The following is an 11,841-nucleotide window of genomic DNA, read 5'->3' as shown; positions in this document are numbered from 1 at the left end:
ATCGGGATTTTGCTAATTCGTACGTTACGTCCGCGCGGGCGTGCGGTTACGCTGTGCTTTTTATGCAAGCCGTGGAAGCCGACATGAAACTGACCGATGCGATGACCATGATGGAGGCGGCCCTGGCCGAGGCGCAGAAGCGCGGGTTTGGCGTGTGCATTTCCATTGTGGATGCCGGAGCCTGGCCCGTGGCCTTTACCCGCATGGATGGCGTGCCGCTCGGCCTGATCGATGTCGCCACCAAGAAGGCGCGCACGGCGGCCCTGTTTCATATGGACAGCGCCGACCTGGCCACGATCGCCCGCCCGCAGGGCGAGGCCTACACGCTGGAAAACACCAATGGCGGCCTGACCAGCTTTGGCGGTGGCCTCGTGCTCAGGGGCGCGCATGGCAGCGTGCTCGGCGCGATTGGCGTTTCTGGCGCGCCGACGGAGGATGATATCGCCATTGCCCGCATCGCAGCCAACATGCTCGGGGCCTGAGCGCTCCCTTTACCTGACCTGGACCTTCCCCCCATGACCAAGACCGCACCCCCTGCCAGCGGGGTGGCGCCCATCACGGCGCCCCATGGCGCGAAAGCCGCTTTCTTCATCCTCACCTTCGGCACGTTCGTGGTCGGCACGGGTGAGTTCGCCATCATGGGCATGCTGCCCGAATTCGCGTCCTCGCTCGGGCTGTCCGCCTCTGATGCGGGGCATGCCATCACGGCCTATGCGCTGGGTGTCGTGGTGGGCGCGCCGCTTATCACCATTCTTGGCGCGCGCCTGTCGCGGCGCGAACTGCTGCTGATCCTGTTTGCCCTGTTCTGCTGCGCCAACCTGCTCAGCGTGGCCATGCCCACGCCGGGGCTGGTGGAGGTGGCCCGCTTCATCACCGGCCTGCCGCATGGCGCGCTGATCGGCATCTCGGCGCTGGTGGGCGCCTCGATGGTGGAGCGCGCGCGGCGCGGCTGGGCGGTAGGGCGCATCCTGTCGGGCATTGCCATTTCCACCCTGGTGGGCGCGCCGTTCTCCACCTTTGCGGCCGATCATTTTGGCTGGCGCATCGCCTATCTCATCATCGCGGCGCTGGGGCTGCTGACAGTGGGCGGGATCTGGCGCTATATCCCCGCTGATCCGCCCAACCGCAAGAACTCGCCGCTCAAGGAAATCCGCGCCCTGGCCAATACGCAGGTGCTGCTGACGCTGGTCACGGCGTCGATCGGGTTTGGTGGCATGTTCGCCATCTACACCTACCTGACCAGCGTGCTGCTCAACGTGACGCATGTGCCCGAATGGCGCATCATGATCTACATGATCGTGTGCGGCGCGGGCATGCTGATCGGCGCGAATGTGGGCGCATGGATCGTGGACCGCAACCTCGACCTAGCCGCCCTGCTGGCGCTGGCCGGCAGTGCCGTGGTCATGCTGGCCTTTCCGTTCGTGCTGCATGACGAGCCGGCCCTCATGCTCGACGTGCTGCTCGTGCCCGCCTTCGTCAACGCGCTTGGCCCGGCATTGCAGACGCGGCTGATGGATTTTGCTGGCGATGCGCAGACGCTTGCGGCCTCGCTCAACCATTCGGCCTTCAACATCGCTAATGCGCTCGGCGCATCACTGGGCAGTGCGCTGCTGGCGCGGCAGTTCGGCTATGGCGCGCTGGGCATGGGTGGGGCAGTGCTGTCAGCGGGTGGGCTGGTGGTTTACCTGCTGGCCATGGCGCTGCTCCGGCGCAGCGGGCAGGTGGAGGTGCGGGGCGATATTGAATGAACCGCCGGGCCTAGCGCATGCCCAGCGCCTTCATCTTGCGGTAGAGTGTGGCCCGGCCGATGCCAAGGTGGCGGGCCGTGGCCGTAACATTGCCCTGCGCCAGGGCCAGCGCGGAGCGGATGACATTTTCCTCCGCCCTGCGAAAGCTCACCCGGTCCTCCGCCTCCAGCCGGTGCAGCAGGTTGGGGTGGGCGCGGATCATGTCATCCGTCCAGCCGGTCAGGGCGCGGGCGGCATGGGTGGCCCCCGTTACTTCGCCCTCGGCATTGATGGCCACGAGCGGGGCCGAGCACCCTTCGGCCACGCCAAGCGTCAGCACCCGCGCGCCTTCATGGTATTCACGAAAGAGCTGTTCCTCGATCCGGCGGCCGGATTGCAGGAGGGTGTCGAGCACGAGCGGGGCGAGCCTGCGTGATGTATCGCCATTGAAGGCGGCAAGGTTGATCGCGCCTGCCACCTGGCCATGCGCGTTGAAAACCGGCACGGCATAGCTGGCCAGCAGCGAGAAGCAGAAACGCCAGTGCTCGCCTTCCCCCAGAAAGATGGGGCAGCCATCCTGCACCGCCGTGCCAATGCCGTTGGTGCCCGCCATGCGCTCGCTCCACACGGCGCCTTCGCGCAGGGCGAGCCTGCGGCACAGGCTCATATGGGTGTCATCTATGTTGCGCGCGAGGATGGTGGCATCGGGGTCGGCAAGCAGCACCATGAAGTCGAGCCCCTGCACCAGGCTGAACAGGCGCTGCATCTCCGGCATGGCAATGCGGAGCAGGCTGGCTGAGCGGGTGCTGACATGCCGCAGTTCCGCGCCTGACAGCACATCCGCCTGCCACCCCTGCGCGGGGTCGAGATTATAGGATGAAACGCAGCGCTGCCACGACTTGGCCACTTCGGTTGCGCCAGCAGGGCGCTGGGGCTGGCCCATGAGGGGCGGCCGGGCGGGGTTATGGCAATGCGGTTTCATGTCTCCCTGCCCCTGAATATCGGTCTGCGTGCGGCATGGCTGCCGTAATGGCCCGTCTGGTTATGATTGTATATATTTATTGCCAGTCATTTCACGTGACATAAAATGAAAGCATGCTGCCCTTCAGCCTGCGTGGCACCAACTGGTGCGCGCTACCACAGATAAACGACTTTTACATAATAGGCATTACTTTCGGGTATGTTCCGCCCATCAACAGAATGCGAGTAGCGTGTCGTAAAGGAAAAATGCTTGGAAATATTGAACATCGCACCCGCGCCCAGTGTTATTTCACGGCTGTTTGAATCATCCATGTACTGGCTTGCGGTGCGGTCGTAGGTGCCTTTCACGTTCTGCCAGTCCAGCGCGAAGAAGGGCTCGAACAGTTTGGTCGCCTTCCAGCTAAAGCGCAGGTTGGTATAGAACACCACGCCGGGTGAGACGGTATGCGCGCCCTTGACGTGCTTGGCCGCCCCGGCCACCGTGCCGGCATCGCCATCGAAGCTGAAATGCTTCCACTCATAATCGAAAATGAAGCTCGAGATGTTCGACCAGTAATTGGGCGAGGTCGCATCACGCGTGCCCACGGCGGTCTGCATGAAGGTCTGGATGCCGAACGTGCTGTGTTTGTTGGGCTTGAACCATGCGGCAGGCCCGACGATGGTGGGGCCAAGGCCGCCGTAATTCGTGCCATCCGCCAGGCTGTAGCTTTCGGTCTGGATCAGCTCGAAGGCGAAGCCCACGTGGGGGATGGCGTCAAAACTGCGGAAATGGACATATTTGGTCATGCCCGACCAGGTGTGGCTGCCGCCTTCCGGCTTGCGCTGGCCCAGGCTGTTGTAGGAGTGGCCCGCCGCATTGCCATCGCCATACTGCACCAGCACGTTGAAGGGCTTGAAATCGACGGGCAGGTCATATTCGTGGGGGCCGATGATCCCGAGGGTGACGTCTGCGCCGTGGGCCTTGGGCGTAAGGAACAGTATGGCCGAAGGAAGGGCAAGGCGCAGCATGGCATGGAGCCATGCCGATCTTTGGGTCAGACGCATGGGAGGACTTCCCTGATCAGGAGTCAGGTATCCGGCATGGCCGGATACCTGCACGGTTATTGTTTTTTATTGGGCTGTAGTGCCAGCCTGCGCACCATCGAGCGTGTAGGCGATGATGTAATCGCCGCTCCGTGTGCCCAGGCCACCATGGCCGCCAGCCGCAATCAGGACATACTGTTTGCCGCCAACCTCATACGACATGGGCGTGGCCTGCCCGCCCGCAGGCAGGCGGTCGGTCCAGAGCACGTTGCCGGTCGCGAGATCGAAGGCACGCAGGTAATCATCCGCCGTGGCCCCCATGAAGACAACGCCACCCTTGGTCACAATATTGCCACCGACGTTATACATGCCGGTCGGCAGGGGGATGTTGTTATGGGTGCGGAACGGACCCGTATCGCGCGTGGTGCCCACGGGGTGCTGCCACACGATCTTCTTGGTCACGAGGTCGATCGCGCTCAGCGTGCCCCAGACCGGGCCCTTGCACGGAATCTGCAGCGGGTTCAGCCACGGGTTGGTCAGCGCGATGTAAGGCGTGCCGTAATCAGGCGAGACGGAAAGCGCATCGCCCTTGGCGGCAGGCTCCTCGCCCTTGCCATCCCATTTGGGCAGCGTGCCGTTGCCTTCGAGCTTCTGGCGGTGATCAAGCTTGATGCGGAAGGGCAGGTAGCTCGCATTGGCCAGCATGATCTTGCGCTGCGGGTCGATGGTGATGCCCTGCCAGTCAACCACGCCATAGAAGGCGGGATAGACCACGGTGGTCTGGCCCACATGCGGCGGCGTGAACTGCCCCTCATAGGCGGACTGGCGGTACTCGATGCGGCACAGCATCTGGTCGAGCAGGGTGGCACCCCACATGTCGCTTTCCTTCAGGTTCGGCGGCGTCAGCGTAGGCATGGCCGCCGGGAAGGGCTGCGTGGGGGAGGCATGGTCGTCAGGGGCAACACCCGCGGTCGGCACGGGGCGTTCCTCCACCGGGTAGCCGGGCACGGTCTCGCCGGTGCGGCGGTCGAGCACGAAGAACTCGCCGCGCTTGGTGCTCTGCACCAGGGCGGGGATCATCTCGCCATTGGGGCCGGGCAGGTCGACCATCGACGGGCCGGAGGGGATGTCCATGTCCCACAGGTCGTGGTGTACGGTCTGGTAGGTCCAGCGGCGCTCGCCGGTCACGATGTCGAGCGCGATGGTGGCCGAGGAAGTCGCATCATCAAACGGGCGGCGCGTGCCACCCCAGTTATCGGGTGGCGAGTTGCCGGTGGGGATGTAGACCAGGCCAAGGTTGAGGTCGGCGGTGTACACGCCCCAGGCATTGGGGGTGTCGCGGGTCAGGACGTCATCGGGGTTGGGCTTCCAGGTTTCGGGGTTGTGGCCTGCATCCCATGCCCAGGCCAGCGCGCCGGTGGTCGCGTCAAAGCCGCGGATGGCGCCAGACGGCTCGAAATTGGCCTGGTTGTCAAACACCCAGCCACCCGTGATCAGGCGGTTCTTGGCCACCAGCGGCGGCGAGGTGACGAAGTGGAAGCCATGCGGCACGTGGCCGAGATATTCACGCAGGGAAATGAAGCCGTGATCGCCAAAATCATCGCACGGCTTGCCGGTCTCGGCATCGAGCGCCACCATGCGCACATCCGCCACGGGGGAGTAGATGCGGGTGCGGCAGCTGGTCTGGATCTCGTCGGGGATGCGGTAATACGACACGCCACGACACGCGAGGTAAACGTTCTTGGCAAGGTCGGCAGTGTCGGGGTGGGGGTCGAATTTCCACTTCACCTTGCCGGTGGCGGCATCCATCGCAATCACCCAGCTATGGGGCGTGCACATGTACAGCGTGTTGTCGACCTTGATGGGGGTGACTTCAAGGTTGAACTCATGGCCCTGGTCGGGGCCGGCCACGGTGCCTTCGCCTGCCTGCTGCACGTCACCCGTGCGGGTGAGCCAGGCACGCTTGAGCTTGCCCACATTGGCGGGGGTGATCTGGCCCAGCGGGGAATAGCGGTCGCCGCCCGCGGTGCGGCCATAGGCCTGCCAGTCGCCATCGGGCATGTTCTCGGCAGCCGATTCAGGCTGGCCCTGGGCTGCCATGCGATCCGCCGGAACCGTGCCATCGATGGAATAGGACGAGAAGCAGCTGATGATGAGCACAAGGCACGACACGCCAACCGCGCCGAGCAGGGCCTTCTTGTCGGCCAGCCAGCTTTCGCTCGCGCGCCAGACCTGTGGCAGCAGCAGCCATGCGCCAATGCCCACCAGCGTCAGCAGCCGGACCTCGAGGCCCCAGATGTTGAAGCCGGTCTCGACCAGCGCCCAGATGGTGGCGAGCACCAGCAGGGCGGCATACAGGCTGCTTGCCAGCCTGGGCTGCTTGAACCCCAGCACGGCGGCGGCAAGCAGGACGCCGCCGGTCAGCGCATAGAACCAGGAGCCGCCCAGAAAGAGCAGCTGGGCGCCGCCAAAGAACAGAAAAAGCCCGATGAGGGCCAGCAAGACGGAGGTTATGATGGATAATAACCTCTTGGTGGTTTCTCGCATGCCGCGTTTCTTTCCATAGTTTTCCAAAGCTGTGCCACGTATGCAGGTATCGGGTTGCCTATTGCGCCCAGCCAGAACCTGTTGTTCAGCATGAGGGGCGCGGAAAATGCCATGCCCTACCGCGCGGGCTTCACGCAGCTGTGTCCGGGCAGGGCGCAACTGTCTCAAAAGCGAGACGGGTTTCTTGCCGTATTGTCATGATAAAGCCCGAAAGCCGTGCGGAGTGCTGCGCTCCGTCAGGTCAGGCCAGCCGTGGCAGGCAGGGGATTGCGGGTCGCGCCGGGCGGCATCCCGGCCCTGGCGCAGGGCCGGTTGCCACGCCGGTCTGTTCAATAGACGTTATGCACGGTTTGCCATGAACCGGGGCTCTGTACTGGCTTGGCATAATAGATGCTTCCACTACAGTGCCGGAAGTGCCAGAAGGCCCACAAGTGAAGCGACATGATGTTGTGTCGTTCTATTTCTGCAGGCAATCATGCTTTTCAAAACCCTCCCGGCTGAAGCCGTCATTGGTCTTTGCGCCCTGTTTGCATGTACGTTCACGGCCCTCACAACCGAGGTGGCGCCGGTCGGCATCCTGATCGACATGGCCCGCGCCTTTCACATCCCCGAAGGCGAAGCCGGGCTTGCCGTCAGCGCCTTTGCCCTGATGGTGGCCGTGTGCGCCGTGCCGCTGACCATCATGACCGCGCATATCGACCGCAAGCGACTCGTGCTGGTGTCACTGCTGGGCTATGTGGTGTCGAACCTGGTGGTGGCGGCGGCGCCGAGCTTTGTCATCCTGTGCGCAGGCCGCCTGATCGGGGGCGTTGCGCATGCGCTGCTCATGTCCATCGCTTCGGCCTATGCCGCGCGGCTGGTGCCTGCCAAGATGACCGGGCGGGCCATTTCATTCGTTTATGGCGGCACGTCGCTTGGCGCGGTTCTGGGCGTGCCGGGGGCGGCGGCCATCGGGCATATGGCAGGCTGGCGCATGGCGATGTACGTGATGACGGCCCTGTCCGTTGTGCTGACACTGTGCATCGCCTTCTTCCTGCCGCCGGTCACAACCCCGGTGCAGGTCAGGAACGGGCTGCCCTCGGCCGGGCCAAGCCGGGCCATGCGCATCTTTCTGGTGGTGATTGCGGTCAATGCCATCCTCTTCTTTGCCCATAACCTGCTTTATACCTATGTCACGCCCCTGCTGCTTGACCACGGGCTGGCCACGGGCAACCTGAGCATCGCCCTGCTGCTGACCGGCAGCGTGAGCATCCTGGGCCTGTGGGGGGCGGGGCAGTTTGTCGATACCCGCCCCGCAACGGGCCTGCTGGGCGGCGGTGGCGCCATGCTGATCGGCATGGGGCTGATGTACGGGCACATCCTGTCGGGCTGGGCGGCGGTGGCGCCGGTCGGGCTGTGGTGCATGGGGTATTCGGCGGTCATTCCCTGTGTCATGTCCGGTGCGATCCGTGCGCGCGCCACGCGGCCTGACGTGGCAGGTGCCGGGATCAACGCCGCGAGCAATGTGGGTATTCTCATGGGCTCCGCCGTGGGCGGGCAGGTTCTCAATGCCGCGGGCTTTGGCGTGCTTACGCCCATGGCCATCATTACGGTGGTGGTGGGTCTGGTCGTGGCCATGACCAACCCGCGCGCCTTTCCCCACAGGCTTGTCGAAACGGACCATGAGGAATAGGGGCAGGCGGCATGACATGGCCCGTGCTGTACAGTTTCCGCCGCTGCCCGTATGCCATGCGGGCACGGCTGGCGCTGCTGGCGAGTGAAACGCCCTGCGCACTGCGCGAGGTCAGGCTGGCGGCCAAGCCTGCCGCCATGCTGCGGGCCTCGCCCAAGGGCACGGTGCCGGTGCTGGTCCTGCCTGATGGCCATGTCATTGCCGAAAGCCTCGAGATCATGGACCGGGCGCTGGTCCGTCACGACCCGCTGCACTGGCGGCCCGGCACGCGGCGCGACCTGATCGCGCGCAATGATGGGCCGTTCAAACATCATCTCGACCGCTACAAATACGCGACCCGCTACCAGTCGGATGCGCTGCACCACCGGGCGGAAGCATTGCACATCCTGCACGGGCTTGAAGCGGCGCTGCATTCCGCCCCGTTTTTGCACGGTGTGCAGGCTGGCATGACGGATGCCGCCATTGCGCCCTTCGTGCGCCAGTTCGCGGCGACTGACCCTGACTGGTTTGCCACCTGCCCCCTGCCGCGCGTGCAGGCGTGGCTGGGGGCCTTTCTGGCCATGCCGCTGTTTACGCGGGGTATGGAGCGTGTGGCCCCGTGGCGCGAGGGCGATGCGCCGGTTTTACTGGGTTGAAGAGTGCCGCCTTTTTGAAAAAAGGCGGTACCCAGGAACTTTTATTCTTTTCAGGCCATGGTTTCGGCCTGTGGCACCGGCTCCGCGCGGAAGCGGGCGGTTTTGGGGTCGCATACATAGGCCTGCGCCATGGATGCGGGGTTGCGGGCGAGTTCATCGACCGAGCGGATGATGAAATCCGCCTTGGCATCATCCATCAGCGCGCAGAAGTTCAGCCGCGTCCAGCCCGGCTTGCGGATCTCATCACCGTTGAGAATGGCCTGGCGCAGGGTGTTCGACAGGGGTTCGTCAATATCCAGCAGGCTGTGCGCGTAAGGGCCTGCGCAGGCGCAGCCGCCCCGGGCCTGGATGCCATATCCGTCGGAGAGCATGCGCGTGAAAAGCTGCTGGTGCACCATCTCGCCCGCCGCTGCTCCATGCACGCGGAAGGAGAAGATGGGCAGGGCATGGCGCGCCTGCGCGTTGCCCACGATCTCGATATGCGGGTTGCGCCGCCAGACCTGCTCGGCGCGGCTGCGCAGGGCCTGGTGGCGCCCGTCGAGCCAGTCCTGCCCCATGGCGTCCTTGACCATGAAGGCGAGGGCTGCGCGGATATCGCCAATGACATTGGGGGTGCCTGCTTCCTCGCGGCTTTCGAGGCTGGTCGAATAATCATGCCCCCACGGCGAGACGAACCGCACCGTGCCGCCGCCGGTAAAGACCGGGCGCGTGCGTGACACGGCGGCATCACGCACGATCATGATGCCCGATGCCGCAGGCCCGCCCACGAATTTATGCGCCGAGAGCACCACGGCATCCTTCTCATACGGCGTGCCCGCCCGCATGCTGATGGGCAGGTACGGCCCGCCCCCGGCGTAATCCCACACCGCCAGCGCGCCGTGGCGTTTGAGCACTTTTGTCACGGCATCCACATCGGTGATGATGCCTGTTACGTTCGAGGCGGCCGAAAAGGCCCCGATGCGCAGCCGCGCGGGGTCGGTTGCGGCCAGGGCGCGGTCAAGCTGTTCAAGGTCCGGGCCGCCTTCAGGGGCTTCGCCAATGGTGATGACCTCCGCCCCGCTTTCACGCCAGGGCAGGATGTTGGAGTGATGCTCGTACGGCCCGATGAACAGCACGGGGCGCGCGCCTGCCTGTGCCGCCTCGGGCACGCCAAGCAGGTGCACCAGCCGGTTGAGCCCCGCGGTCGCGCCCGCGCCGCAGAACACGGTGGAGAACCCTTCGCCCGCGCCGCACAGCCGGGCGATCCGTGCCCGCGCGGCGCGGCGCATGCGGGTCATGTACCCCCCGCAGAACGAGGCCTCGGTATGGGAGTTGGCGTAATAGGGCAGCACGCGCGTGAGCACGAATTCCTCGACCTGCTTCAGCGCCCGGCCCGAGGCGACATAATCGGCATAGACCAGTGGCCTGACGCCAAACGGGCCGGGAACGGGCGCGCCTTCCCCGATCAGGCCCGCGCGCAGGCCCGCATGGCCAGCAGCGTGCAGGCTGGCGGCAAACTCTGAAAAAGACGTGTCATCCATCTGCATGGCGTGTTCCCCACAAAAGCGCGTTACACGGTGATGTTAATCGGCTTTTGGGCAATATTTTTCCCTATTTCATGCTGTGCATGCGGGTTGATGGTGTCATATGATCGGTTATGAGCGAAAAACTGGATCATTTTGATCGTGCCATATTGCGCGCCCTGCAAAAGGATGCGGGCCTGTCGCAGCGTGAACTGGCCGAGCGGGTCGGCCTGTCACAGAATGCCTGCTGGCGGCGGCTCAACGCCCTGCGCGCGCGCGGCCTGGCAGGCGAGCGCACCCTGCGGCTTGATCCGGCAAGGCTGGGGCTGGGGCTTACGGTTTTTGTCATGGTGCGCACGCGCAGCCACTCACGTGAGTGGCTGGAGCGGTTTCACAAGGCTGTCAACGACATCCCCAATGTGATCGATTTCTACCGCATCGCGGGCGATTACGATTACATGCTCAAGATCATCACCGAGGACATGGACTCGTTTGACAATATCTACCGCACCCTGATCAACCGGGTCGACCTCGATACGGTCACATCCTATATCGCCATGGAGGCGATCGCCGCCAGCCGTGACCTGCCCATCTGAACCCGGTCGGGGCAGGGCGCGGGGGCCGCGCATGTGTTTATGCGCCGGGTGTGTCCCGATAACAGGACTCACCCATTGCGCCCTGTCACGCTAAGACCGCATGCGGTGGCCGGGGCAGGTGGCCGTGGGGGTTGTGGAGTTCATGATGCGTATTCTTGTTACCGGCACCGCCGGGTTCATCGGTTTTCATGTGGCACGGCGGCTGCTGCGCGAAGGCCATGCGGTAACCGGCATCGATGGCATGACCCCCTATTACGATGTCATGCTCAAGCGCCGGCGCCATGCCCTGCTGCGGGAATACGCGGGTTTTACCTGCAATGAATTCATGCTCGAGGATGCGCAGGCCCTGGGCAACGCCTTTGAGCAGTGCAGGCCGGAACGGGTCATCCACCTCGCGGCACAGGCAGGCGTGCGCTACGGCATGGAAAATCCGGGCTCGTATGTCAGCGCCAACCTTGTGGGCACCTATAACGTGCTCGAGCAGGCCCGGCGCTGTGCCGTGCCCCACCTCATGATCGCCTCGACATCCTCCGTCTATGGGGCCAGCCCGGTCACTCCCTTTGCCGAGGACCAGCGCTGCGACCATCCGCTCAGCCTGTATGCCGCCACCAAGAAGGCAACCGAGGATCTGGCCCATTCCTACGCCCATCTGTGGAACCTGCCCATCACGGCCTTCCGCTTCTTTACGGTGTACGGGCCGTGGGGGCGGCCTGACATGGCGCTGTTCAAATTCACCGCCAATACGCTCGCGGGGCGTGCGATCGATGTTTACAACAATGGCGACATGGAGCGGGATTTTACCTATATCGACGATATCGTCGAGGCGGTCCTCCGCCTGTCCGCCCGCCCCGTGCCCGCACCGGGGGAAGGCGACCGCGGCGCGAGCCCGGTTGCCCCTTACCGGGTGGTCAATATCGGCAATGGCGAGCCGGTCAGCCTCATGGCGTTCATTCAGGCGATCGAGATGGCGCTGGGGCGCAGATGCGTGTGCCATTACCTGCCCATGCAGCCCGGTGACGTGCCGCGCACCTGGGCGGACTGCACGGCTTTGCAGGAGTTGACCGGCTTTCGCCCCACCACCTCCGTGCAGGCGGGGGTGGATGCCTTTGTTGCGTGGTACCGTGACTATTACGGCGTGCCTGCCCCCGCCTGAGCCCG

10 protein-coding genes are annotated in these 11,841 nt (G+C 64.3%); 6 read left to right on the top strand and 4 right to left on the bottom strand.

The genetic code is table 11. From position 1 onward, the window contains the following. The first annotated feature begins 83 nt into the window (after window positions 1-83). Window positions 84-482, top strand: coding sequence for a GlcG/HbpS family heme-binding protein (locus HNW77_RS03395; RefSeq protein ID WP_172155414.1), 399 nt, complete (start codon window positions 84-86; stop codon window positions 480-482). A 33-nt stretch (window positions 483-515) separates the two neighbouring features. Beyond that, a complete protein-coding gene (locus HNW77_RS03390; RefSeq protein ID WP_172155412.1) occupies window positions 516-1,748 on the top strand; it encodes an MFS transporter in 1,233 nt (410 codons plus the stop codon). 10 nt (window positions 1,749-1,758) lie between these two features. Here the strand turns inward: HNW77_RS03390 and HNW77_RS03385 are convergent, their stop codons facing one another. From HNW77_RS03385 to HNW77_RS03375, 3 genes are all read right to left on the bottom strand, one after another. After that, window positions 1,759-2,670 carry a helix-turn-helix domain-containing protein gene (locus HNW77_RS03385; RefSeq protein ID WP_241694270.1) on the bottom strand — a complete coding sequence of 304 codons (912 nt, stop codon included), beginning with the start codon at window positions 2,668-2,670 and terminating at the stop codon, window positions 1,759-1,761. Window positions 2,671-2,861: 191 nt separating this feature from the next. After that, on the bottom strand, window positions 2,862-3,716 hold the full coding sequence (locus HNW77_RS03380; protein ID WP_408886760.1) for a transporter: 855 nt from the start codon (window positions 3,714-3,716) through the stop codon (window positions 2,862-2,864). A 102-nt stretch (window positions 3,717-3,818) separates the two neighbouring features. Then, window positions 3,819-6,278: a membrane-bound PQQ-dependent dehydrogenase, glucose/quinate/shikimate family gene (locus tag HNW77_RS03375; RefSeq protein WP_172155406.1), complete on the bottom strand. Its 2,460-nt coding sequence runs from the start codon at window positions 6,276-6,278 to the stop codon at window positions 3,819-3,821. A 475-nt stretch (window positions 6,279-6,753) separates the two neighbouring features. On the opposite strand from HNW77_RS03375, the gene HNW77_RS03370 reads away from it, so the two are divergent. Together HNW77_RS03370 and HNW77_RS03365 are read left to right on the top strand one after the other, a co-directional pair. Next, window positions 6,754-7,950: an MFS transporter gene (locus tag HNW77_RS03370; protein WP_172155404.1), complete on the top strand. Its 1,197-nt coding sequence runs from the start codon at window positions 6,754-6,756 to the stop codon at window positions 7,948-7,950. A gap of 11 nt (window positions 7,951-7,961) precedes the next feature. Next, entirely contained in the window at window positions 7,962-8,585 is a 624-nt protein-coding gene (locus HNW77_RS03365) for a glutathione S-transferase (RefSeq protein WP_172155402.1), read from the top strand. A 50-nt stretch (window positions 8,586-8,635) separates the two neighbouring features. Here the strand turns inward: HNW77_RS03365 and HNW77_RS03360 are convergent, their stop codons facing one another. Then, window positions 8,636-10,111 carry an aminotransferase class V-fold PLP-dependent enzyme gene (locus HNW77_RS03360; RefSeq protein ID WP_408886756.1) on the bottom strand — a complete coding sequence of 492 codons (1,476 nt, stop codon included), beginning with the start codon at window positions 10,109-10,111 and terminating at the stop codon, window positions 8,636-8,638. Between the two features lie 110 nt (window positions 10,112-10,221). Between HNW77_RS03360 and HNW77_RS03355 the strand changes: the two genes are divergently transcribed. Together HNW77_RS03355 and HNW77_RS03350 are read left to right on the top strand one after the other, a co-directional pair. Then, on the top strand, window positions 10,222-10,683 hold the full coding sequence (locus tag HNW77_RS03355) for an Lrp/AsnC family transcriptional regulator (protein WP_172155398.1): 462 nt from the start codon (window positions 10,222-10,224) through the stop codon (window positions 10,681-10,683). 145 nt (window positions 10,684-10,828) lie between these two features. Beyond that, entirely contained in the window at window positions 10,829-11,836 is a 1,008-nt protein-coding gene (locus HNW77_RS03350) for an NAD-dependent epimerase/dehydratase family protein (protein ID WP_172155485.1), read from the top strand. Window positions 11,837-11,841 lie beyond the last annotated feature (5 nt).

The sequence above is a fragment of the Komagataeibacter melomenusus genome (genome assembly GCF_013155395.1).
Classification (GTDB): domain Bacteria; phylum Pseudomonadota; class Alphaproteobacteria; order Acetobacterales; family Acetobacteraceae; genus Komagataeibacter; species Komagataeibacter melomenusus.
The sequence above is the reverse complement of the archived record's forward strand: the minus strand, read 5'-3'. Positions and strand labels throughout refer to the sequence as shown.